The organism is Nocardia acididurans, from assembly GCF_016741815.1.
GTDB classification, from domain to species: domain Bacteria; phylum Actinomycetota; class Actinomycetes; order Mycobacteriales; family Mycobacteriaceae; genus Nocardia; species Nocardia acididurans.
Window position 1 is genome coordinate 698,995 of record NZ_JAERRJ010000002.1, and the last position, 24,446, is coordinate 723,440.

20 protein-coding genes and 1 pseudogene are annotated in these 24,446 nt (G+C 69.2%); 13 read left to right on the forward strand and 8 right to left on the reverse strand.

The annotated features are described in order from the left end of the window. Positions 1–15: 15 nt before the first annotated feature. Together tuf and JK358_RS07635 are read right to left on the reverse strand one after the other, a co-directional pair. Positions 16–1,191 (reverse strand): elongation factor Tu, encoded by a 1,176-nt coding sequence (gene tuf, locus JK358_RS07630; protein WP_201945079.1) that lies wholly within the window; start codon positions 1,189–1,191, stop codon positions 16–18. A gap of 237 nt (positions 1,192–1,428) precedes the next feature. Further along, positions 1,429–2,835, reverse strand: a complete 1,407-nt coding sequence (locus JK358_RS07635) for an MFS transporter (RefSeq protein WP_232850842.1) — start codon at positions 2,833–2,835, stop codon at positions 1,429–1,431. Positions 2,836–2,972: 137 nt separating this feature from the next. On the opposite strand from JK358_RS07635, the gene JK358_RS07640 reads away from it, so the two are divergent. From JK358_RS07640 to JK358_RS07660, 5 genes are all read left to right on the forward strand, one after another. Continuing rightward, positions 2,973–5,843, forward strand: a complete 2,871-nt coding sequence (locus JK358_RS07640) for an AfsR/SARP family transcriptional regulator (RefSeq protein WP_201945081.1) — start codon at positions 2,973–2,975, stop codon at positions 5,841–5,843. A gap of 115 nt (positions 5,844–5,958) precedes the next feature. Further along, positions 5,959–6,318 (forward strand): hypothetical protein, encoded by a 360-nt coding sequence (locus JK358_RS07645; protein WP_201945082.1) that lies wholly within the window; start codon positions 5,959–5,961, stop codon positions 6,316–6,318. Positions 6,319–6,486: 168 nt separating this feature from the next. Continuing rightward, the gene (locus JK358_RS07650) at positions 6,487–7,656 is read left to right on the forward strand and encodes an MlaD family protein (protein WP_307817363.1); all 1,170 of its coding nucleotides are present in this window, start codon (positions 6,487–6,489) and stop codon (positions 7,654–7,656) included. A 202-nt stretch (positions 7,657–7,858) separates the two neighbouring features. Further along, positions 7,859–8,368: a L,D-transpeptidase gene (locus JK358_RS07655; RefSeq protein WP_232850843.1), complete on the forward strand. Its 510-nt coding sequence runs from the start codon at positions 7,859–7,861 to the stop codon at positions 8,366–8,368. Positions 8,369–8,626: 258 nt separating this feature from the next. Further along, on the forward strand, positions 8,627–10,060 hold the full coding sequence (locus tag JK358_RS07660; RefSeq protein ID WP_232850844.1) for a PucR family transcriptional regulator: 1,434 nt from the start codon (positions 8,627–8,629) through the stop codon (positions 10,058–10,060). Here the strand turns inward: JK358_RS07660 and JK358_RS39045 are convergent. The 3 genes and pseudogenes from JK358_RS39045 to JK358_RS07670 all read right to left on the reverse strand — a co-directional run. After that, a pseudogene (locus JK358_RS39045) lies at positions 10,048–11,175 on the reverse strand (lipase family protein); the annotation flags it as partial. The gene JK358_RS07660 and the pseudogene JK358_RS39045 overlap by 13 nt on opposite strands. Before the next feature lie 25 nt (positions 11,176–11,200). Further along, a complete protein-coding gene (locus tag JK358_RS07665) occupies positions 11,201–12,343 on the reverse strand; it encodes an esterase/lipase family protein (protein ID WP_232850845.1) in 1,143 nt (380 codons plus the stop codon). Positions 12,344–12,497: 154 nt separating this feature from the next. Further along, on the reverse strand, positions 12,498–13,082 hold the full coding sequence (locus tag JK358_RS07670) for a TetR/AcrR family transcriptional regulator (protein WP_307817366.1): 585 nt from the start codon (positions 13,080–13,082) through the stop codon (positions 12,498–12,500). 169 nt (positions 13,083–13,251) lie between these two features. On the opposite strand from JK358_RS07670, the gene JK358_RS07675 reads away from it, so the two are divergent. After that, positions 13,252–13,965, forward strand: a complete 714-nt coding sequence (locus tag JK358_RS07675; protein WP_201945085.1) for a PP2C family protein-serine/threonine phosphatase — start codon at positions 13,252–13,254, stop codon at positions 13,963–13,965. Between the two features lie 25 nt (positions 13,966–13,990). On the opposite strand, the gene JK358_RS07680 is transcribed toward JK358_RS07675, so the two are convergent. Next, positions 13,991–14,548 (reverse strand): sugar O-acetyltransferase, encoded by a 558-nt coding sequence (locus JK358_RS07680; RefSeq protein ID WP_201945086.1) that lies wholly within the window; start codon positions 14,546–14,548, stop codon positions 13,991–13,993. 236 nt (positions 14,549–14,784) lie between these two features. On the opposite strand from JK358_RS07680, the gene JK358_RS07685 reads away from it, so the two are divergent. From JK358_RS07685 to JK358_RS07715, 7 genes are all read left to right on the forward strand, one after another. Continuing rightward, complete coding sequence (locus JK358_RS07685) at positions 14,785–16,056, forward strand: GlnX family signal transduction membrane protein (protein WP_307817369.1); 1,272 nt, start codon at positions 14,785–14,787, stop codon at positions 16,054–16,056. Further along, complete coding sequence (locus JK358_RS07690) at positions 16,053–17,024, forward strand: glutamate ABC transporter substrate-binding protein (protein ID WP_201945087.1); 972 nt, start codon at positions 16,053–16,055, stop codon at positions 17,022–17,024. The genes JK358_RS07685 and JK358_RS07690 overlap by 4 nt, the downstream gene beginning before the upstream one ends. Positions 17,025–17,030: 6 nt before the next feature. Next, positions 17,031–18,212, forward strand: coding sequence for a hypothetical protein (locus tag JK358_RS07695; RefSeq protein WP_201945088.1), 1,182 nt, complete (start codon positions 17,031–17,033; stop codon positions 18,210–18,212). Then, positions 18,209–20,563: a serine/threonine-protein kinase gene (locus JK358_RS07700; RefSeq protein ID WP_201945089.1), complete on the forward strand. Its 2,355-nt coding sequence runs from the start codon at positions 18,209–18,211 to the stop codon at positions 20,561–20,563. The genes JK358_RS07695 and JK358_RS07700 overlap by 4 nt, the downstream gene beginning before the upstream one ends. 65 nt (positions 20,564–20,628) lie before the next feature. Continuing rightward, positions 20,629–21,675 (forward strand): PP2C family protein-serine/threonine phosphatase, encoded by a 1,047-nt coding sequence (locus tag JK358_RS07705; protein ID WP_201945090.1) that lies wholly within the window; start codon positions 20,629–20,631, stop codon positions 21,673–21,675. Beyond that, entirely contained in the window at positions 21,672–23,000 is a 1,329-nt protein-coding gene (locus JK358_RS40285; RefSeq protein ID WP_201945091.1) for a VWA domain-containing protein, read from the forward strand. The genes JK358_RS07705 and JK358_RS40285 overlap by 4 nt, the downstream gene beginning before the upstream one ends. Continuing rightward, positions 23,000–23,764, forward strand: coding sequence for a double zinc ribbon and FHA domain-containing protein (locus tag JK358_RS07715; protein ID WP_201945092.1), 765 nt, complete (start codon positions 23,000–23,002; stop codon positions 23,762–23,764). Before JK358_RS40285 ends, JK358_RS07715 begins: the two co-directional genes overlap by 1 nt. 3 nt (positions 23,765–23,767) lie before the next feature. On the opposite strand, the gene JK358_RS07720 is transcribed toward JK358_RS07715, so the two are convergent. Then, positions 23,768–23,986, reverse strand: coding sequence for a hypothetical protein (locus JK358_RS07720; RefSeq protein WP_201945093.1), 219 nt, complete (start codon positions 23,984–23,986; stop codon positions 23,768–23,770). A gap of 247 nt (positions 23,987–24,233) precedes the next feature. Next, positions 24,234–24,413 (reverse strand): hypothetical protein, encoded by a 180-nt coding sequence (locus JK358_RS07725; protein WP_201945094.1) that lies wholly within the window; start codon positions 24,411–24,413, stop codon positions 24,234–24,236. Between the last annotated feature and the right edge of the window lie 33 nt (positions 24,414–24,446).

Consider the following 24,446-nt stretch of genomic DNA (forward strand, 5'->3'; position numbering starts at 1 on the left):
AACGGGGTGGTGTGGCTAGTCGGCCACCGTGAGGACGGTGCCCGCGGCCACGGTGCGACCGCCCTCGCGGACGGCGAAACCGAGGCCCGGCTCGAGCGGGAACGGGCTGCCGAGGGTGACCGTCATCTCGACGGTTTCGCCCGGGACGGCCCGGCCCTGCGGCAGCACCACGTCGCCGACGACGTCACCGGTCCGCAGATAGAACTGCGGCCGGTAGCCGGTGGTGATCGGCGTGCGCCGACCGCCCTGCGCCGCGGACAGCAGATGGACGCGGGCGGTGAAGGCGGTGCGGACCGCGATACTGCCCACGGCCGCGACCACCTGACCGCGCCGCACCTGACCGCGCTGGACGCCGCGCAGCAGCAGCGCCACATTGTCCCCCGCCTCAGCGGATTCCATTGTGCGGCCGAAGGTTTCGACACCGGTCACCACCGATTCGACGGCGTCGCCGAAGCCGAGCACCGTCACCCTGTCGCCCATGCGGACCCGGCCCCGCTCCACCGCGCCGGTGACGACCGTGCCGCGACCGGTGATGGTGAGAACGTTCTCCACCGGCATGAGGAACGGCGCGTCGGTGTAGCGCACGGGCAGCGGGATGTACTCGTCGACCGCGTCCAGCAGTGCCAGCGCCTGTTGCGACCAGTGCGCGTCGCCCTCCAGCGCACGCAGCCCGGAGACCGGTATCACCGGCACCCCGGAGCCGTCGTATCCGTTGGCGGACAACAGCTCTCGCACCTCGAGCTCGACCAGCTCGAGCAGGTCGGCATCGGCGGCGTCGGCCTTGTTCAAGGCGACGACGATGTGCTCGACACCCACCTGCCGGGCCAGCAGCACATGCTCGGAGGTCTGCGGCATGACGCCGTCGAGCGCCGAGATCACCAGGATCGCCCCGTCGAGCTGGGCCGCGCCGGTGATCATGTTCTTCACGAAGTCGGCGTGCCCCGGCATGTCGACGTGCGCGTAATGCCTGGTGGCGGTTTCGTATTCGACGTGCGCGATATTGATGGTGATGCCGCGGGCGATCTCCTCCGGAGCCCGGTCGATGCGATCGAACGGCACGAAGGCGCTCCCGCCGCGCTCGGCCAGCACCTTGGTGATGGCGGCGGTCAGCGTGGTCTTGCCGTGGTCGACATGCCCCATGGTGCCGATGTTGAGGTGCGGCTTGGTGCGGACATAGGCCTGCTTGGCCATGATGAATTCTCCGTCTGGGAGTCGTGATTCGAGGAGACCTCAGCGCCGAGCCGACCTTCCCCGTCTGAGGTCCCGGGACGTCCCGGAGAAGGTCAGCGTCGTGCGCCGTCGAATGCGGAGACCACCAGGGCAGCGGCCATCGCACCCGCGACTGCGGGCTGTGCGGCGATGGGCTGCGAGAACATGGCTGTCATGGTGCACGGTGAAGTGATCACCGCGCCAGTCATTTTCGACAGGTCAGGCGGGCACGCGCGAGGTGGCCGCGGCCGGTTTGAGGGTCAGGCACAGCGGGACCGCCACCAGCAGCACCAGCGCCTCCACCCGGTAGAGCTGGTGCACGGCGTCCAGCAACCGCTGATCGTGCGCGGAGATGATGGCGGCCAGAATCGCGATACCCAGCGCACCGCCCACCTGACGCACGGTGAAGTTCATCCCGAGCCCGGCGGCGAACTTCTCCTCGGGAATGGCCGCGGACGCGCAGATCCCCAGCGACGCGAAGGCCAGTCCGATGCCGAAGCCGATCACCAGGGCGGCGGGCGCCCACACCGTCCAGAGCCGTTCGGTGGCGCTGAGCGCCTCGGTGCCCAGTACCGCCGCGCCGGCCGCGAAAAGCAGTGCGCCGAGCGCGGACAGCCGCCCGGCATTGTCCGGCGTCCCGATCTTCCCGACCACGACCGAGGTGATCATGGCACCCACCGCCGCGATGGTCAGCACCAGCGACGCCTTGATCACCGAGTAGTGCCAGACGCCCGCCAGGAAGATCGGCCCCATGAGCATGTGCGCGAACAGCGCCAGCCCGATGATCGCCGAGGCCAGGCTGGTGCGGGCGAACAATCCGGCCCGCCACAGGTCCAGATCCACCGCCGGACTGCGATGCCCGTGCGCGCGCAGCAGCGACAGCATCAGCAGAATGAATCCGCCCAGCAGCAGCGTCATCGTGAGCGGCGCGGTCCAGCCCCAGTCCTGACCGCGGGTCACGGCGGCCACGATGGCCCCGGTGGCGGCGGCGAAGGTGATGGCCCCCAACGCATCCGGCAGCGGCCCGCGCACCTGCGGCCGGTCCAGCGGAAGCAGCCGGAACGCGAGCGCCACCAGCACGATGCCGATCGGGATGTTGATGGCGAAGATGGCCCGCCACCCGAACTGATCCACCAGCAGTCCGCCCAGGACCGGTCCGAGCACCGCGCCGAGCCCGTTGGTGGCCGTCCAGGTGCCGATGGCTCCCGCGCGTTTGCCCGGTTCCACCACGCCGAGCAGCAGGCCGATCGAGGCGGGCACCACCACGGCCGCGGCGACGCCCTGGAGCAGGCGCGCCCCGATGAGCAGTTCCGCCGTGGGCGCGATCGCGCAGGCCAGGGAAGTCGCTACGAATGCGGCGAGCCCCAGCAGGAAAAGGCGGCCGCGGCCGATAACATCGGCCAGCCGTCCCGCGGGAGCGAGCCCGGCCGCGAATGTGACGCCGTAACCGCTGACGACCCAGGTGAGTACGGATTCGGCTGTGCCCGAAAAGGATTTGGCGATACTCGGAAAAGCGATATTCACGACCGAGACATCGAGGAAAGTAAGAAATGACGCCGCACACACTATGAGCAGTATCGGTCCCGCGCCCCTGCGCGCCCCATCATCGGATGCACGATGAACCATGTCCACTCCCCGGGAATGTTGCGACGGCCCGGGCTCGGGCCGATATTCCACGGTGGAGGGCGCGGATCGGTGGTGAATAGTCGCTGGATCAATACGTCGAGTGCCCCTCTACACTGCCGAACGGGGAGGTCGGTTTGTTGAAGTTCTCGGTACTCGGTGAGGTGCGCGCCTGGCGTGCGGAGGCGCCGCTCGATCTGGGCCCGCCGCAACGACGCGCGGTGCTCGCCGCGCTGCTGCTGCGCGAGGGCAAGGCGGTGACCGCGGCCGAACTCGTCGAGGGCATCTGGGGCGACGACCCGGTGCTGCGCGCCGTCCCCGCCCTGCGCACCCATGTCGCCAAACTGCGCCGCGAACTCGAACCCGAACGCACCATGCGCGGCCCCTCCAGCCTGCTGGTATCGGTGGGCGACGGCTACGCGCTGCGGGTCCCGCAGGGCTGCACCGATATCGACGCGGTGGTCGACCGGGTGGCCCAGGCGGCCCGGCTGCGCGAGGACGATCCGGTCAAAGCCCGCGACACCCTGGTCACGGCACTCGGGCACTGGCAGGGCGCGGCCCTGGGCGGTCTGCCCGGCCCCTACGCCGAACGCCAGCGCGCCCGCCTGGAACAGTGGCGGCTGGCCATTCTGGAGGACCGCCTGGCCCTCGATATCGAAACCGGCCGCACCGCCGAGGCGGTCGCCGAACTCGGACCGCTCATCGAGGAACATCCCCTGCGCGAACGCTTCCGCGCCCTGCTCATGACCGCGCTCTACCACTGCGGACGGCAGGCCGACGCGCTCGAGGAATACGCGCGCGCCCGCAGCGCCCTGGTCGACGGTATCGGCGTGGAACCCGGGCCCGAACTCGCGGCCGTGCACACCCGCATCCTGCGCGCGGATCTGCCGCCGGTGCTGCGGCCCGCTCGCGCGGTGCACACCCCGGCCCAATTGCCGCCCGACATCGCCGATTTCACCGGGCGCACCCAGGTCGTGAACGACCTGGCCGCACAGCTCACCGGGGACGGTTCGACGGTGGTCATCTCCGCGGTCGGCGGGATGGGCGGCATCGGCAAGACCACCCTCGCCCTGCATGTCGCGCACCGGGTGCGCGACCGTTTCCCGGACGGGCAGCTGTATGTGAATCTGCGCGGCGTGGACGCGGAACCGGTCTCCCCCGGCGACGCGCTCGGCGGATTCCTGCGCGGGCTGGGCGTCGCCGAGGGCGATATTCCGGCGGCCGTGCACGATCGGGCGGCGCAGGTGCGAACCCTGGTGTCCGGCAAGCGAATTCTGCTACTGCTCGACAATGCCCGCGACAGCGCGCACATCGGCGAACTGCTGCCCGGCACGCCCGGCACCGCGGTGCTGATCACCAGCCGGTCCACGCTCACCGAACTGCCCGCCGTGCGCCGCACCCGCCTCGACGTCCTCGAAACCGATGAGGCGTTGACCCTGCTCACCCGCATTCTCGGCGCGGAACGGGTACTGGCCGAACGCGATTCGGCGCTCGCGGTGATCACCCAGTGCGCCCGGCTACCGCTCGCCGTGCGCATCGTCGGCGCGCGACTGGCGGTGCGCCCGCAGTGGAGCATCGCCTCGCTGGTGGACCGGCTCGCCGACGAGACCCAGCGCCTGGACGTGCTGCAAACCGGGGAGCTGACCGTCGAGGCCGCCTTCCGGCTCGGCTACGGACATCTGAATCCCGAGCAGGCCAGGGCCTTTCGCACACTGGCGCGCGCGGACGTCCCGGACTTCCCCGCCGATGCGGCCGCCGCCGTGCTGGGTACGACGGCCACGCAGGCGGAGTACCTCTGCGAATCCCTGGTGGATCTGAGCCTGCTGGAAACCACCGCGGCCGGCCGCTACCGCTTCCACGACCTGCTGCGCCTGTTCGCCCGCCGCCTGCCCGGCGAGGACGAATCCGATGTGCTGGTGCGCATGCTCGACTACTACCTGGCCAGCACCAAGAACCTGCTCAGCGCAATAGATTTCAGCAATACCACCCGTCTGCTGATCCCCACCTCGGTGCCCGGCCACCTGTTCTCCGGCGGCGCGGACGGCCAGAGCTGGAACGATATCGAGCGTCCGGTGGTGATCGCCCTGCACCGGCAGGCCGCGCGCCTGGGCGGTCCGGCCATCGCGGTGGCGGCGGATCTGGCCTGGGTGATGGGCGAGCTCACCGACGCGGGTATGCGCGCCCGCGAACTCGCCGATGCGCTGAAAGCGCTGCTGCACACCGCGATTCGAGAGAACGACGCGCCCAGCGTGCGGCGGCTGCGGGTCGCACTCGGGGCCATCCTGCAGGTCGGCCTGGGCGAAGTGGCGGCCAGCCTGGAGTATCTGCGCAGCGTCTCGCAGCCCACCAGCGACGCGGACCGCCGGCTCCAGGTGCTGGCGGAGGTGCTGCTCGGGGTGGCCGATCGCCGGATGGGCAATATCAAGGATTCCCACCGGCACTACGTCAATGCCACGGCGCTGGCGCGGGCGCTCGGGGATCAGTCCATGGAGGCCTGGATTCTGGCCCTGGCCACCCGAACCCTGTGCGAGTCGGGGCAGTACGCGGAGGCCGAGGCGGTGGCGGATCGGGCCATCGCGCTGGCGCACGAGGCGTCCAATCCGGTCGCGCTGGGCTGGGCCACACACGAACTGGCCGCGACCTGTTCGCTACTCGGTGATCATGCCCGCGCCCGGACGCTGGGCGAGGAGGCGGTGCGGATCGCACAGCGCAACGGGGTGCGGCTGTGGGAGGGCTGGGCGCGCACCCGGCTGGCGCAAATCCATCTGCGCGCGGATCGGAGCTGCGAGGCCGAAGCCGAAGCGGCGCAGGCCCTGCACCTGCTCGCCAAGGCGGCCGACCCGCTGGATCGCGCCCGCGCGATCGTGCTGCACGCCTCGGCCCGCGCGGCACGCGGCGACACCGCCACCGCGGATCGCGAGTTCCGGGAATCCGCCGAGATCTTCCGCCGCGCCGGGCTGCCGCCGCCTACACTCGGCACCCTGTTCAGCCCCTCGCCGGAATCCCCGTAGCGGGCGCTGTCCCGGGCGCGCACGAACCCACCTGAAAGCGAACGACAATTCGCTTTTTATTCGGGCGTGGCACGGTGTGTCGGTCAACGCAGCACCCGCGAAAGGGAGGTCAACGGTGCCCGCGATCGACCAGGTCATGTCCGCGTTCGTCCGAGGGGTGCGTGCGCGGTACATGCACGCCCGCATCCACTCGGGCCAGGTCACCGAGACCGCCGCCGAGCAGGTGGCCGCCGTCTCCGACCACTTCATCCTGCTCCGTGCGCGCACCGCCTGGTGGGCCCGGCTGGCCGCCGACGAAGTGACGCGCCCGCGCGCGGCTCCGATCGCCGCGGCGGCCGAGTATCGGCGTCCGGCCGCCGATCAGCGACCGGCCCCGGGTACGCACCCGGCCGAGTCTCGGCCTCAGGTCGAGCCCCACCGCGTCGGCCCGCCACACCGGATCGCCGAGTACCGGATCCCGCTGCGCGCGGGCTGAACCGGCCCGGATCGGCACGCCGCCACCGTCGTTCGCCACACGGCGGGACCGTGGCGGCAACCCCGTTCGCCGCCCGGCCGTCGGCACCTGGCTAGGATGTCCCGCAGTTTCGCCGTGAGTTTGCTGTTCACCTAATGCTTTTCCGTTATCGGCGGTGGAGGCGGGTCTGTGAGCTTTGTGCGGGAACACAAGATGCTGTTGTCGAATCTCAGCCTTGTGGCGTTGATGGCGGTGGGTTCCGCCTATTTGCTGATCGATATCGCGCGGGTGAAGTTGCCGGGCTCGACGTATACCGTGACGGTGCAGTACGACCGCTCCGGTGGGCTGCAGGCGGGCAATGACGTGACCTGGCGCGGCTATCGAGTCGGGTCGGTCGAATCCGTCGAAATCATCGACGGCGGTTCGGGAATCGCCGCGGTGACCGAGATCGAGGAGAAGTACCGGATTCCCTCGGATACCGAGATCAAGATCGCGGCGCTGTCCGGCGCGGGCGAGCAGTACATCGATTTCCGGCCCAATACCGACAGCGGGCCGTACCTGGCCGACGGCGATGTGATCCGGTTCGATCCGCAGCACATGAGCTCGCCGACGCCCATCTGGGAGGCGCTGGCGAATTCGGATGACCTTTTCGCCCAGATCGATCCGGCCAAGTTCGAGGTGATCCTCAATGAGCTGGATATCGCGCTCAGCGGTGGCCAGGATCAGCTGCGGGCGCTGATCGACGGCGCCAGCCTGGCCATGGCCGGCCTCGACGACCGGCTGCCGCAGACGGTCAATCTCCTCGAGAATCTGCAAGTCATCAGCGATACCACCACGATGGCGCAACCGGATCTGGGGACGCTGACCCGCAATTCGCGAATCCTCATGGATCAGCTGAACGCCGCCAATGCCGAGCTGCGGGAGCTGCTCGACCGCGCGCCCGGACAGCTCGCCCTCGCCGATCAGGTGCTGGAGCGGAATATGGATCCGATCCAATTGCTGCTGAACAACTTCGCCGCCATCGTGAAGGCCGCGCAATTGCGCACGCCCGCCATTCGCGCGCTGTTCCCCTCCCTCGTACCGGGCACCTATGCGATGGGTGTTCCGGCGCACGACAACGAGTTCTACACCGTGGTCGATATCTGGCCGCGCCCGTTCTGCCGGTATTCGACCATGCCGTCGGCCTGGTTCGTGGTGCAGGACGGCACTTTCGGGCGCTGGAACTACTGTACGAATCCCCCGGCGGATCAGCAGATTCGCGGATCCTCGAACGCGCCGCGCCCGAATGTGCCCGACAACGGCGCGCAGATGCCTACCGGCGTCGATCCGAACGAGCGCACATTGCCACCCGTGCGCTGAGTGAGCGGCCCTGCGGCACGCCGACATTCGCAAACCTGTCGGCCTGTCGCGGGTTTATGCCGCAAATCTCCGTATGCACAGGTCACAATGTTCGCTGGTACCTCCAGGTGGTCCCATGCTTTGCCAACGAGATGTCCTTTCGCCCTGACAGGCGGCATTAACAGGGTGGCGGGCTCAGGCTAGAGAGGTCAGAAACTCGATGATGAGCAAGCGTTCACTGGGTTTTGCGGCCCGCTCCGCGGTGTTCGTCGGTGTCGCCACCGCCGGACTCGTGGCGGTCCCGGCCCAGGCCGAACCACTGTGGCCGGGAGGCCCGGATATTCCGGGCGTTCCGGCACTCGTCCCCGGGGCTCCGGCCCCGATCACAGCCCCCTGCGGTGAGTCGGCACGCGCATGCCTGCGCCTGTCGACCAACGAGGGCTGGCTGATGGACGGCGGCAAGGTCGTGTTCGGCCCCACTCCCATCTCCCACGGCATGCCCGGATACGAAACCCCTCCGGGCGTGTTCAAGGTGGCGTTCAAGAAGCCGTTCCATTGGAGCACCATGCACAACGCCCCGATGGAGTACGCCATCTTCTTCAACGGGGATATCGCCTTCCACATCGGTCCGATCGAGAAGCAGTCGCACGGCTGCATCCGGATGACCCCGGACGGCGCACGGGAGTTCTTCAACTACCTCAACCCCGGTGACGTGGTCGAGGTAGTCACGTAATTCGGCAGTGCGCGAACCCCCTCCCGGCCTGTGCGGGAGGGGGTTTTGCGTATCTCAGGCCGGAATGAGCCGGACAGTGGCCTTCACAAGTGCGCCAAGGCTCGTAATTGCTTGGTAACCAGTGGTTTTCATCCCGTTGGCCGGGACTCGGCTTGCGCTGGTGTAATGCGTTCTTGCTCTGCGGCGTGACCGCCACTACAGTGGCCAATCAATAGGAACGCTCGAGTTCCCATAAAACTAACGCTTGTGGAGTCGACAATGATCACACCCGATCCGGAAACGGCCATGGACGACACCACAGCGGCGAACGCCGGTGCGGTGGCGGCGCTCTCCTCACCGCTGCAGGATGTGCGGGCGCTATCGCGGCGGCTGGTCACCCATTTCGCCGAACATGTCGCGCCCTGCGGGACACTGCCCGGCGACGCGCTACGCGGCGACATCACCACCGTCACGCGCACCTGCCTGGAGCTCACCGGTGCGGTGCTCGAGGGCCGCGATGTGAGCGGGAAGATCGAGCGACTACAACGCGCGGGCGAGGATTGGGCGCGCGAGGGCATTCCGATCGGGACCATCCACCGGGCGGTGCACGACGGATTCACCCTCGGACTCGACCTGATCCTCGACTCCGCGACCCCGGAGGATTTCGAGCGACTGGCCGTCACCGCACGGCGACTGCTGGAGGTGCAGGCCGTGGTGAACTCGGCCTTCGCCGTCGCGTACGTGCGCGAGCACCGGGCCGTGGTGGCCGAACACCACACCGCCGTGCACACGGTGGTGTCGGCGCTACTGGCCGGGCATCCCGCCTCCACGATGGCGCGCGCGGGCGGCGTCGAGATCGACGAATCGTATTACGTGCTGCCCGTGAGCATCCCGCCGCATCCGGGCGAGTCCGACGCCAGCACCGACAGCGAGGTGGTGGCCCGTCGCAAGCTGCGGCGGGTGCAGTCGGCGCTCGCGGATTACTGTGGCGGGCACGCGCTTTCACTGCTCGGCGCGAACGGCGGCACCATTCTGCTGCCCGCGAGCAGTATGCCCGCCGATCCCCTCGACGGACTCGTCACCGCATTGGCCGCCGCCGCACAGGTTTCCATCACCGCCACCATCATTCACGCTGAGACGGAACGGATTCCGGAGGCCGCCGACCGCGCGCACGAGCTGCTGGACATGGTGCACCGCCTGCAGTGCGCGCCCGGCCTCTACCGGTTCGACGATCTGGCCATGGAATACCAGCTCACCCGCCCCGGCCCCGGCCGCGAATACCTTGGGGCGCTGCTGGATCCGCTGGACGAGTACCCCGAGCTGCTGGAGACCCTGCGCCGCCACATCGGCAACGACCTGAGCCGGCAGCGGACGGCACGGCTGCTGGGAGTGCACACCAATACCGTCGACTACCGGCTCAAGCGCATCGGTCAGCTCACCGGATTCGATCCCTCGCAATCCTCGGGGCTGTGGTACCTGCGTTCCGCGCTGGTGGCCCGCAGCTACCGCAGTACCGAGCGGGCGCGGATCGGGCGGCCGGACACCATCTTCGCGAGAAGCACCGCGAAGGCCGGATACTCCGACAGCGCCTTCGGCGAGAGGGCCACCGACCACACGGTGCCGACCCCGGCGGGCTCGAGCGCACGGCCGGCGAAACGATCCGCCAGCCAATCGACCATGACCGGGACGCCGATGAACTGCAAGGGCAGGTGAGCGCTGAGGCGGTCGCGGACATAGCGGACGTGGACCCCCTGCGCGCGATAGCGATCCACGTGGGCGTCCACATCCGCGACGGCGATCACCTCGTCGTTCACGCCCTGCAGCACGAACATCGGCATGGCGGGAGCCTTGGCGCCGGGGCGGATCTCGTCCAGCACGGTGCGCATATCGGGATGGGTCAGCAGGGCGCCGATACCGCCGCGAACATGGCGGTGCGCGTTGCGCCCGGCGAAACGCGCCAGCAGCGGCAGGGTCGCGCTGTGCTCGGCGCGCGCCAGCAGCGCCAGGTAGTCGGCGGACACCTTGGCGCGCAACACCTTGTCGATCTTCGGGTAGGCGCGGCCCAGACCCGCGGTGAACACCATGGCGAAACCCGCGAAGGGCGAACCGTTCAATCGCACGAAGGCCATGGCCGGATCACCGACGGGCGAGCCCGCGACCGCGCCGACGATATCGAGTTCGGGGGCGTACTCGGCGGCCTCCTCGGCGGCCCACGCGGTGGCCAGGCCGCCACCGGAGTAGCCCCACAGGCCGATTCGGGTCCGCTCGCTCAACCCGAGCGGCGCGAATCGCAGAGCCGCGCGGACGCCGTCCAGGGCCCGGTAGCCGGGTTCGCGCGCCGCGCCGAAATGCCCGCCCAGGCCCTCGTGGTCGGGTACGGAGACCGCCCATCCGCGTTCCAGCGCGGCGACGATCAGCGGTAGCTCCAGCTGCGGAATGGAGCCGAGCGCTCGGGCGCCGTGCTGTAAAGCGTAGGAGGGGAAGCATTTCGGCGCGACGGCGTCGATCGCGCACTGGAAGGAGACCAGCGGGCGCGACCGCGCCGGGTCGGCGCCCCAGGGCAGCAGGACGGTGGTGACCGCCGCCTCGGGGGCGCCGTGCATATCGCTGGTGCGGTACAGCAACTGCCAGGCATGCACCCGCTGCGGGATCCTCCCGAACAATGCGGTGCGCACCCGGCGCGAGTGCAGGATCGTGCCCGGGGCGACACGGGTGAGATCGATCGACGAGTGATAGAACGGGTCCGCGTCCGGCAGCAGCGGGCATGCGGGCGGTGGACCGAAATCGTGTGCGGGGCCGATAATCTCGAATGCGTCGCCGACGGTCATCGCGATCCTTTCTTGGGGCGAACGGCTAGAGTTTGCCGCCGCCGCCGATCATCCAGGGATTGAAGGTGCATTCCAGATTCGGATTCGCCGCCGGGTCCAGGGCGCGCAGGGCAATGGATGCCGCGCGCGGCGAATACATGATGGTGAGATGGTCGGAGATGTCCTGGTCGCAATCCTGCTGCAGGGTGATATTGGTGACCGTGGCATCGGGGCCCGCGGTCAGGAAGGTCCATTCGTACGGGTTCGAGACTTCGTCGTGACGGGTGCCGACTGCCGTGTATTCGACGCCGGGAACGGTGTCACCGTGTTCGTTCAGCCTGGCGTAGAAGGGTGAACCGACCGCCTGCTGAATATTGGCGATACCGATGATGGGTTCGTAGAATCCGAGAATATTGATTCCGAGATTGGTGATTATCCGGCCGAGGGTCGCCATTCCCATGAGCGAGGTGCCGTGGTTGGTGGCGCCGAAGGAAATGAGCTTTCCGACTTTCCCTTGGCCGCCTTCGAATTTCAGGTACTGGCTCGTCACGGGGCCGCCCTGGGAGTGCGCGACCACGTCGACGGCGGGCGCTCCGGTGGCGGTGAGCACCCGGTCCACGAAGGAGGCCAGCTGTTTCGCCGAATCCTCCATGGCGCCGACGCCGTTGCGGCCGGGCAGGATCGGACCGAATCCGCCGCCCTGCAGGACCCCGAGTTTGCCGTAGTTGAAGGCGAATACGCAGTATCCGGCGCGGGCGATGCGCGGGCCCATATAGGCGAAACTGTCGTAGGTGTTCAGCCAGGTGCCGTGCACCAGCACCACCGGGCGCGGATGCTCCGCGCTGGGTTTGCAATTCCAATTATTGGATCCGGCCGGCGCGGCGTCCGGATGCGTGAGGCCGTAGGCGAATGCGGCCAGATACGCCGACACCTCCGGGCCTTCTCCGAGGGCATCGGAGGCGGTGCTGGTGATTCCCGCCGATCCGGTTCCGCTGCCGGTGTTCACAATGGATTTCGGGGTGCGGCCGTCGGCGGCCGGGACCAATCCCGCGTCGATGAGATTCGCCAATCCTTCGGCGGTCACCGGCTTTTCGGGTTCGGCGCTCGCCGCGCCACTGGAAAGAACCACTGCCATGGCGGTCGCACTCGCAATCGCGGCACCACCGAGCGCCCGAATCATCGGCCTCATGAAAACCTCTCCTACTGCCCGACGCGAACCGAACTCTGCGTCGAATTCGCTTGTGACCGTAGGACTGTGGGCGCGCCGCTGTCACCGCCTCTGTGTCAGATGACAAACACCCCGACCATGGCGAGAACCCGCATTGTGGTGATCGACAGCACATTCACTCCACGGGCAGCGACGCCAGCGCAATCGCCGTCCGTGTGAACAGCGGCCCGAGTTCGGGCAGTGCCGCCGCCCCCTTCTGATGCAGGCAGGCCCGCACCCGATCGTCGATGCCCCCCAGCAGCATGTCGATCAGCTTCCGATCCGGATCCGCGCGCAGATCCCCCTCCCGCACCCCGATGGCGGCCACCGCCATGATGTAGTCGGCGAACCGCTCGTGCACCCGCGCCCGATGCGCCACCAGCGCCTGCCCCGCCGCCATGGTCTCCACATACAGCGCCCGTGCCGCCCCCGGCTGCATGGCGAGGAACCCCAGATAGATCTCGAACGAAATCCGCACCCGGTCCTCGAAATTCACCCCCTCCATCCCGGTCACGGTCTCCTGCAACTGATCCAGCGCACTCCCCACCGCCAGGTCATAGGCCGCCGCGAAGCACTCGTCCTTACTCCCGAACACGGCGTAGAACGTTCTGCGAGCCACCTGCGCCCGAGTGACGATGTCCGCGACGGTCGTCCCCGCGTACCCCAACTCCCCCACGGCCTCCAGCACAGCGGTGCACAGCCGCCGATACTGCGACGTCACCACCTGCTCCCGGCTCAACCCATGCCGTCCCCGCGGCAATGGCCCCGCATCTCCAACACTCACCCGTCCAGACTATTGCCCCGTGTCTGAGCCACTCGCATCGGAGCGCCCTTTGGGCGACGCCCGACTCGGCGGTGCGGCGGGGCCGCGCGGGTGCCACAATCCGCTGATGCGCACCCCCGTGCTCCGCACCGCGTCGGGCAGCGATATCGGCACCCGCTACACCGCGAACTTCGATGTCGCCTATCTCCGCGACGACCCGCTGCTCGCGGTGGTGGCCGACGGGATGGGGTCGGGGCGAGGGAGCGCGGCCGCGGGCCGCACCGCGGTCGACCTGTTCACCCGCCACCTCACGAAATCCGCCGCCATCGGCCCCGGCGAGATCCGGGAGGCGGTGGCCGCGGCGCAATCCGAGGTCGGCCGAATCGGCAGGGAGCTACGCGAATTGGCGGGCTGCACGCTGACCGCACTGCTCGCCACCGAGCAGGGCCACTGGCTCGTCCAGGTCGGGGATTCCCGCGTCTACCGGCTCCGCGACAACCTCCTGGAGCTCCTCACCACCGACCACACCATGGCCTGGCTCGGAGCCGTCCACGGCTGGTTCCCCTTCGATTCCCCGGAAGCCGCCGCGGCCCGCTACCGCCTCACCCGCTACATCGGCCACCCCGCCGCCCCCGAACCCGACATCCTCGCCATCACCCTCCACCCCGGCGACACCTACCTCCTCTGCACCGACGGCGTGGCCGAGCAGGTCCCCTACGACCGCCTCCACGCCCTCCTCGCCCTCCCCGATCCCCGGTCCGCGATCGACGGCCTCCTGGCCGCCTGCGCAGCCGCGGGCGGCAACGACAATGCCACCGCGATCGTCCTGCGGGTGGACTGAACAGGCTGCGGCACAGGGGGTTTGCTCAGAGAGAGCGGATCACCCGGCAGGGGTTGCCGGCGGCGAAGACCTTGTCGGGGAGATCTCGGGTCACGACGGAGCCGGCGCCCACGACGGTGTCGGAGCCGATGGTGACGCCGGGGCAGACGATGACGCCCGCACCGAGCCAGACATTGTCCCCGATGGTGATGGGGGCGGCGGTTTCGTAGCGTCGGCGGCGCAGGTCGTGGTCTTCCATGGGGTGCAGGGCGGTGAGGAGTTGGGTGCGAGGGGCGATGGAGACGTCGTTGCCGATGGTGATGGGGGCGCAGTCCATGAGAATGGTGTCGTAGTTGAGGAAGGTGTTGTGGCCCAGGCGGATCAGGTAGCCGTAGTCGCATTGGAAGCGGGGCATGATCCACGAGTCTTCGCCGATACCGCCGAGGAGGTCTTCGAGGATTCGACGTCGTTCGGCGTCGTCGCCGGAGCGGGTGGCGTTGAAACGGTCGAGCAGTTGCTGGCAGTGGCGGCGTTCGGCGAGGAGTTCGGGGTCGTTGTCGCGGTAGAGCCGGCCGGAGAGCATGAGGTCCTTGTTGCTTGCCATGAAAACGATCTTGCCCGAGGCGCGGGCATCGTCGCGGCGGCCGATATTCGCCGAATTCGAATTTCGCTACCGCGCAGGACTTCTGACGTAAGGTGACCCCAGGAATTCGGGGAACGCGTGGTCGAATCATGAGGTCTGCCAATAAATTCCAACCAGTCGGAATGGCGTCGACACGACGGGGCAACTCCCGTACGATCGCCCTGCGGGGAGTAGGGCCGGTGGAACGGGGGAAGGGCGTGAGAAGTCGGCTACCGGCGGCCATCCACGATGCCACGGTATGGGTGCGGCGATTCGCCCGCACAGCACCGGGAGCAATCGGCGCGATGGGCGTCGCACTCATGGCCCTGTGCCTTGTTTCGGGACTCGTCTGCGCGAATCAGCTCAGCGACAAACTGACTCGCCGCGATACCGTCCTCGCGCACACCGAACCACTCGCCTACGCCGCGCAACGGCTCTACGGGGCGCTCTCGGCGGCCGATGCCGCGGCCACCACCGCATTCCTGTCCGGCGGTATCGAATCCACCGAGGTGCGCACCCGCTACCTGGACTCGCTCACCGAGGCCGCCGCCGCCCTGGCCGAGGCCACCAGCGGCGCGTCCGACACCACGACCCGCGAGTTGCTGGCCGAGATCGCCGCCGAACTGCCCCGCTACACCGGCCTGGTCGAGTCGGCGCGCGCCAACAACCGGCAGAACCTCCCGGTCGGCGCGGCGTACCTGCGGCAGGCCTCGGCGCTCATGCAGGACACCGTGCTGCCCAATGCCCGAGAGCTGCACACGATCCGGATGGATCAGCTGCGCGCCGAACAGCGCGCCATCGAATCCCTGCCCTGGTTCACCGTGATCCTGCTGCTGCTCACCCTGGCGGCCTGCGGCTACGGATCCTATGAACTGCTGCGCCGCACCAACCGCCGGTTCAATCTCGGCATCGGCGTGGCGGCGGGCGCGACGGTGCTCGCGCTGCTGTGGATCGCCGCCGCCACCCTGGCCGCCGCCACCTCGATCGATACCGGTCCCGGCGGCACCACCGCCCGCTTCGACGCGCTCGCGCAGGCCCGGATCCTGGCGCAGCAGGCCCGCACCGAGGAAACGCTGCAGCTGGTCACCCGCAGCAATCTCACCGACAGCGACACCCGATTCGCCGACCACACCGGCAAGCTGAGCGACACACTGGAGAGCGTGGTCGGATCGGATTCGACAGCGGCGCGGGCCTTCTCCAGCTGGACCGATGGCCATCGCAAACAGGTCAGCGCCTATCAGGGCAACGACTACCGCGCGGCCGTGCAGCAGTCGATCGGCACCGGCGCGGGCGCTTCCGCGGCGGCCTTCGACACCCTCGACGACGCCGTCACCGCCGAACTCGAGGACGTGCGCACCCGGCTGCGCGACAGCGTGGACGCCGCGGGCGACGCGCTCACCCTGAGCCCGTTCGGCACGCTGGTACTGCTGTTCGGCGCGGCGGCCGCGACGGGAATCGGGCTGTGGCCGCGGTTGAAGGAGTTCCTGTGAACACACGGCAGAGGGTGCTGCTCACCACGGGCGCGGCCGCGCTGGCCGCCGCGCTGACCGCGTGTGGTTCGGCCCCGGGCACCGATCCGCTGGCCATCCCCTCGGTGAACCGCCTGCCGCCGGGCGCGGAAGTGGTCACCACGAACGAGCGCCAGCGCGATCCGGCCTGCGACGCGACGGCCAGTCTGCGGCCGGGCGCTCAGCCGTCCCCCGGCAATATGCCGGCCGGGTCGACCATGGCGACCATCGTGGCGAGCGGCAAGGTCCGCATCGGCGTGGATCAGAATCTCTACCCGATGGGCTACCGCGATCCGGCCACCGGTCAGATCGCGGGCTTCGACATCGATATCGCCCGCGAGATCGCGCGCGACCTGTTCGGCGATCCGAACAAGATCGAGATGCATCCCATCGAATCCGCGCAGCGGATTCCGGCGCTCACCAGCGGCCAGGTCGACCTGGTCGTGCAGACCCTGTCGGCCACCTGTGAGCGTGCCCGCGAGATCAGCTTCTCGACCACGTATTTCGCCGCGACACAGCGCATTCTGGCGGTCAAGGGCTCGGGGATCGCCTCGTCCGCCGACCTGGCCGGCAAGACGGTGTGCGAACTGCCGCGCACCACCACCCTGGACACCGTCCTGCAGCTGCCCAGCCGCCCCACGATCATCACCATGAACAACTGGCTGGACTGCCTCACCGCCCTGCAGCAGGGTCAGGTCGACGCCGTCAGCACCGACACCCCGATCCTGGCGGGCCTGATCGCGCAGGACCCGAATCTGGAATTGGTCGGCGAAACCCTGGCCGTGGACGACTTCGCCGTCGGAATCCCCAAGCAGGCAACGGATCTGGTGCGTTTCGTGAACGGCGTCCTGGACCGGATCCGCAGCGACGGCACCTGGCAGCGGCTCTACAATGCCCGGCTGAACATTCTCGGCCCCGCCAGTCCCCCGGCACCGAAATATGTCGAGTGAGCCGCCGTGCACGGGAATTCGGGGCATGTTCTCACCGTCGCCGAGATCGATCGCGAACTCGGCGACCGGCAACGCGAAATCGACGCCATCGCAGCGACTCTGGTGGAGGTGGACAAACATCCGGGCCTGCAGCTGTTGCGCCGCTATGCACCCACCGGCGTGACCGCGCAACGCTGGACATCGGTGCAGGAGTCCCTGGACCTGCTGTGGGAGGAGTTCGGCAGGTTGCGCACCATCCTGGATCGGGCCCGCGCGGCCCGCACCCGCTGGCGGCTCGACGCCCTCGACCGTGAGGAACTCACCGCGCTGCTGCGCGGACGGCCACTCGAGGTGTCGCGCACCACGATTCCGCTCGCACAGCGCAGTCTCACCGGCCCGCGCGAGCAGGTGGTGCACGTCGGCCTGGCCGATACGGTGGAGCGGATGAAGGCGGTCTTCCCGGGCGTCACCGAGCTGCTCGACGCGGTGGAGGCGGTGAACAGCCGGGTCATGTCGGCCCTGGCTCCGCTGCAGACCGAGATCGAGCGCGCGGGCCCCACCCACCCCGAATTGCGTCCTCTCGCAGAGGATATCGCCGCACTCACCACGCAGGCCGCGATCGACCCGCTGTCGCTGACCCCCGCGGAGATCGACCGGCGGGCGGGCGAATTGTCCACGCGCATGGCCGCGGCCGCGACACTGCTCGCGGAACTGGCCGCGATGGCCGCGGATTGGGGCGGCGCCACCGCCCAGCTGCGCCAGCGGGTGGAGACCCTGCGCAAGACCTATGAGCGCGCCCTGCACGCCCGCACCGAGGTGGAGCGCACCATCCTGGCCGGCGCACTCCCCGACCGCCCCGACGACAGCGCCGTCTTCAGTGCCGAAGTGACCGCGCTGGAGGCGAATCCGCCCGCGCCCGCCGCGCTGTGGGAACTGCGCCGCCGGCTCGACGCCGCCCAGTCGGCCGCCGCGCGCTCCGAGGAGCTGGCCCAGGGCCTGCTGGATCGGCGTGGCGAACTGAGCGGCCGGCTGTCCGCCTATCGCGCCAAGGCCGCGCGGCTGGGCGTCGCCGAGGATCGAGATGTGCTGGCGGCCGGTCGAATCGCCGCCGGACTGCTCGCCCGCAAGCCCTGCGATCTCGCCGCCGTCACCCGGGCTGTCACGGACTACCGCCAGCTCATCGCGCAGAAATCGGGAAGGCGACCATGAAATGCACCGCGACCCCGGACTGCCCGGGCACCATCGACGCCGACGGCTACTGCGACATCTGCGGTTTCCCACCGCGCCCCGCCACCCCCGAACCGACCGTCTGCCCGCAGCCCGGCTGCACCGGCGCGCTCATCGACGGCCGGTGCACCCGCTGCGGCGCCACGGTCGGCCCGCAACCCGCTGCCACCCCGGCGACGGGTTCCGTTGTCTCGCAGGGCAGTGCGGCCTCCCGCGGCTCGGCGCGCTCGGTGCGCACCGGCAGCAGCACCTCGGGCTCCACCCGGGGCCGGTTGGGCGCGGGCATGGTGAACGTGCCGCGCGTCCCGCGCATCGACCCCTCGGAGGCGGTGCTGCAGGATCCCAAAGTCCCCGAGCACCAGCGTTTCTGCGGTAACGGCCGATGCGGCCGCCCGGTGGGACGCGGCCGGGACGGCCAGCCGGGACGCGCGGAGGGTTTCTGCACGCACTGCGGCGCGAAGTACTCCTTCACGCCCAAACTGCGGGCGGGCGATCTGCTGGGCGGCCAGTACGAGGTGCTCGGGCCACTGGCACACGGTGGGCTCGGCTGGCTGTACCTGGCCGTCGACCACCGCCTGGAACGGCGTCCGGTGGTGCTCAAGGGCCTGCTCAACGAGGGCGACGCCAGCGCCATGCAGGCGGCGGTGGCCGAGCGCCGGTTCCTGGCCCTGGTCGACCACCCGAATATCGTCCGGATCCAGAACTTCACCGAACATCCTGGGGCGGACGGTGTTCCGGTCGGCTACATCGTCATGGAATATGTCGGCGGCACCTCGCTCAAACAGCTGCTGCGCCGTCATCGCGATATCGAGGGCAGTTATCTGCCGCCGGATCACGCCATCGCCTACATTCTGGAAATGCTTCCGGCCCTCGGCTATCTGCATTCGCGCGGTCTCGCGTACTGCGATTTCAAGCCGGACAACGTGATGCAGACCGACGAGCAGCTCAAGCTCATCGACATGGGCGCGGTCATCGCCATGGACGATCAGAAGAGCGATGTCTTCGGCACACCCGGCTACCAGGCGCCGGAGATCGCCGAGACCGGGCCGACCGTGGCCTCGGAGGTCTACACGGTGGGCCGCACCCTCGCCGTCCTCATGATGCGGGTGCCCGCCGAGCACGGCCGCCTCGGCCCGCTGCCCGGCGCCGACACCGAACCACTACTGGCCCAGCATGATTCGCTGTACCGGCTGCTGCTGCGCGCGACAGATCCCGATCCGGATGCGCGCTTCTCCTCCATGGAGGAGATGGCCGATCAGCTCACCGGCGTCCTGCGCGAGGTGCTCTCGCTGCAGGAGGGCCGTCCGCATCCGGGCCTGTCGAGCCGATTCGGGCCGCCGCGCAAGACCTTCGGCGTCGGCGACGCCGTCCCCGACGATCCCGGCGCGCTCATCGCGGCCCTGCCGGTGCCGCTGGTCGACCCGTACGACTCCGCCGCCACCCTGCTGGCCAGCACCAGCGCCGTCACCCCGGCCGATCTGGAACGCGAGCTCACCGCGGGCCTGCAGTCGGTGGTGACGGCACGCACCGAATCGGTCGAGCTGCCGCTCCGATTGATCCGCGCCGCACTGGAATTCGGCGACGCCGCCGACGCCCTGCGCCGGCTCGAGGAGGCCGAGCTCAACGATCTGCTCACCGACGACTGGCGGCTCACCTGGTATCGCGGTCAGGCACGACTGCTCGAACGCGACTGGGCTTCCGCGGCAGCCGAATTCGACACCCTCTACACGGCGCTGCCCGGCGAGCCCGCACCCAAGCTCGCACTGGCCGTCACCGCCGAACTCATGGCGCACCACGCCGACGGCTCCGATCCCGCACCGGCCCGCGGGCGCGCGGCCGCCTACTACGACATGGTGTGGCGCACCGACCGCACCTACACCAGCGCCGCCTTCGGCGCGGCCCGGCTGCGCCGCGCGGCCGGTGACCGCAGGGGTGCGGTGGAGGTCCTCGATCAGGTCGATCCGGCGTCGGCGGTCTATACCGAGGCCCGGGTCGCGGCCGTGGACACGCTGCTGGCCGTGGACCGGCAGGGCGAACTCACCGAACCGCTGCTGCGCGACGCGGGAGCCCGCATCTCCGCCCTCGTCATCGATTCGAACCGGCGGCGGGCGCAGGCCCGGCTGCGAGTACTCGACGCCGCCCTGCAATGGCTACGCCTGGGCCGGGTACCCGTGGAGCACGCACCCCTGCTCGACGTACCGCTGGACCAGAACGGGGTGCGCACCGGCCTGGAGCGCTGCTACCGCGACCTGGCCCACGAGACCGACGACCTATGGGAACGGATCGCCCTGGTCGAACAGGCCAACGCCGTGCGACCGAGGACGACCCTGTGACCGCCCGCTGCGTGGGCTGCGGAACCGCCGCCGCCCCGACCGACCGCTTCTGTGAGGCCTGTGGAATGAAACTGATCACCAAGCGCATCGCGCTGCCGCCCAGGAACACCGACGACGCCGAGGACGCCGACCCGCCCCTGGGTACCAGCCGCAACACGACCCTGCGCCCGCCCTACACCGGCACCACGCTCTCCTATGATCCGCAGGCGCCCGCCGCCTGTGAGTCCTGTGCCGGAACGCATTTCGACACCGACGGGTACTGCGTCGGCTGCGGGCAGCTGGGCCGCGAACACGACCGCTTCGACGCCGTACTGGGACCGGTCTGCCTGGTGACCGATCGCGGAATCGCGCACGCCCGCAACGAGGACGCGGTGGCCGCGGCGATTCTGGACGGCGATCGGCCCGGCGCCCCGGCGGCTCTCGTGATCGCGGTATGCGACGGCGTCTCCACCTCCGAGGACCCGCAGGCCGCCTCCGGCGCGGCCGTGCGCGCCGGGGTGGACGCCGCCCTCACCGCACTCGGAGCCGGGGAATCCGCCGAGGATTCGGTGATGGCCGGGCTGGCCGCCGCCGCACAGGCCGTCCGCGATGTCGGCACCCCGGACGGCCGCTCACCCTCCTGCACCTATGTCTCGGCCGTGGTGCGCTACGACGAGTTCGGCGGAGCCCGAATCACCGTCGCGAATGTCGGCGACAGCCGGGCATATTGGCTGCAGCCGGGCCCGGACGATTCCCGTCGGCTCACCCTCGACGACTCCCTCGCCCAAGCCCTGGTCGAGACCGGAGTCATGAACGAGGAGGCCGCCATGGACGCACCGCACGCCCATGTGCTGACCCGCTGGCTGGGCGCGGACGGCGAGAATCCGCCGTGGGGCGCGGACTGTGTGCGCCGCTTCGACGCCACCGAACCCGGCGTGCTGCTGCTGTGCACCGACGGGCTGTGGAACTACCTGCCCGACGCGCCCGGACTGGCCCGCATCGCCACCGGCAACGCACCGCTGTCGGCGGCCCGCGCGCTGGCCGACTACGCGCTGCTGGCCGGCGGCAAGGACAACATCACGGTCGCGCTGGTCCCGGTTCCCGTCGCCGATCCACAAGGAGAATCGCAGTGAGTTCAGTTGCCGATACCGGGATCTCGGTCGCCGTCGATCAGAACGAATACCTCGCCGAGGGGGCGCGCACGGTCGACGCCATCGTGACCGTGGAGATCACCGAGGCGCTCACCGTGGCGGTGCCGCAGCAGGAGCGGGTCGAGATCCTCATCATCGACTGTTCCGGATCCATGGGAAGCGGCGACAAATTCGCCGGTGCGCGCCGTGCCACCCTGGCCGCGCTGGATGTGCTGCCCGACGGCACCCGCTTCGCCATCGTGGAGGGCACCGACAAGGCCAAGGTGGTGTTCCCCGAGAACGGCGCGACCGTCGCGGCCGACGCGCGCTCGCGGGCCGCGGCCCGCCGCACCCTCGACACCCTGCACCCGCACGGCGGCACCGCCATCGGCACCTGGCTGGGTTTGTCGCGCAAGATCGCCGAGCAGTATCCGAACGCGATGGTGCACGCCATCCTGCTCACCGACGGACGCAACGAACACGAGAAGCCCGAACGGCTCGCCCGCGAGATCCGTTCCTCCGAAGGCGTTTTCACCTGTGACTGCCGCGGCGTGGGCGGGGCCGGGAACGATTGGGAGGCCGAGGATCTGCGCTCCATCGCCTCGGCGCTGCACGGCACCGCCGACCTGGTGCGCACCCCCGACCTGCTGGCCGACGACTTCGCCGCCATGATGAAAGTGTCCATGTCCAAGGCGATTCCGGAACTCACCATGCGGGTGTGGACGCCGCAGAGCGACCGGGTCGCCTTCGTCAAGCAGGTCGCGCCCACCATCGAGGATCTCACCGGCCGCCGCACCGAGGTCTCCGCACAGGTCGGTGAATATCCGCTCGGCTCCTGGGGCGCGGAGGACCGCGACTACCACGTGCAGATCCAGGTGCAGCCCGCACCGGCCGGCAGCGAAAAGCTCGCGGCCCGAATCAGTGTCGTGGCGGGCACCGAACTCATCGGGCAGGGCTTGGTCAAAGCCGTCTGGACCACCGACACCGATAAATCCGCCCAGATCAGCCGCCGCGTCGCCCATTACACCGGGCAGGCCGAACTGGCACAGGCCGTCCAGGAGGGCCTGGCGGCGCGCAAACAGGGCGACAATGCCACCGCCACCGCCAAACTCCAGCGCGCCCTGCAACTGGCCAACGAATCCGGCAACCAGGCCACCGCCAAACTGCTCGGCGCGGTCGTCGAAGTGGACGCACGCACCGGTACCGTCCGCCTGCGCGCCAGCATCGATCTCGACGACGAACGCGCCCTGGACCTACGCTCGGGCACCACCGCGCGCGTCCGCAAGGGCGAAGCGACGGCCCGCGTACGCAAGGAGGAGGGTGCCTGATGGCCGCCTGTCCCAAGGGCCATGAGTCGGACGCCACCGACTACTGCGATATCTGCGGGTGGCCCATGGAACAGTCGGCCGCACCCGGCGGCCCGCAAACCGTCGCCTGCCCCGAATGCGGTGTGCCCGTCGACGGTCGCTTCTGCGAGAACTGCGGATACGACATCGTGCTCGGCGGCCCACAACCCCGCCCCGGCACGTCCGCTCCGGCACCGCCCTCGTCCACTCCGGCCCCGTCCTCGGGCACTCCACCTGCTCCCGGATCGGCGATGAGATACCCTGTGCCGCAGCCGGTTTCGGTCGAGTCCGATCCGCACGAGATCGAGGGACGCACCATCGGCCCGCCGCCGCCGGGCCTGACATGGGTCGCGACCATCACCTCCGATCGCGCCCACTTTGACCGCATGCGGGCGCAGAACGGGCCGGATCTGGCGCGGGTGGAGTTTCCGGACTACTACCCGGAACGGCGAATCCTGTTGAACGGCACCGATATCCTGATCGGCAAGAGCAGCGGCTCCCAGGGCCTGCACCCGGAGATCGATCTCTCCATTCCGCCGTCGGATATCGCCGTGTCGCGCTCACACGCGGTGCTACACACCACCGGCGATGCGTTGACCGTCACCGATCTGGGGTCCACCAACGGCACCTGCCTCAATGGCAGCGCCCGGCCGATTCCCGCGAAAACGCCTGTGCCGCTGCGTCATGGCGACCGCATCCACCTGGGCGGCTGGACCACCATCACGGTTACGCTGGAATCGCGCTGAGGTTCATCGCACCGAGCGAATGGGAGCGACCGCGAGCGCGCCCAGCACCACGAGCACCCCACCGACCAGGAACAGCGGGGTGTAGCCGCCCAGGCTCACCACCGCCGAGGCCACGAACGGGCCGAGAATCTGCGGACCCGCATTGGCCACATTGAGAACGCCCATATCGCGGGCGGCGTCCTCGGCGCTGGGCAGCACCATGGTGACCAGTGCGGTGTCCACGGCGCGACGAAGATCTTGCGCCGGTTCAGGCGATCCGACAACACCCCGCCTGCCACGGTGGACACCGCCATGGTGATCGCGCCGATCGGGGTCAGGATGGCCACGGCGTCTTCGGGTTCCAGCCCTTCAGGCAGCCGGATGCGGTCCTGCAGAATGTAGAGCTGGTATCCGGTCACCGCGAAGTATCCGAGCACCAGCAGCGCCCGCCCGATGAACGCCCACCGGAAGTCGTGCTCTCGCAACGCACTCAGAAACGCCGCCGATCGATGCGCTCGATCTGCAACGGCAACAACACCATCGGGACACCCACGTAGACCGCGTACATCGCGGCGTTCCCGGTGAACAGCAGTGGAAGCAGGCCCCGGGTGGATGCGGGTGCGCCGGAGGAATCCTTGCCCGAGACGAGACCGGCTTCAGGATGAGCCACGATGAAATCCAGTGTGTCGCAGGGAGATAGGAC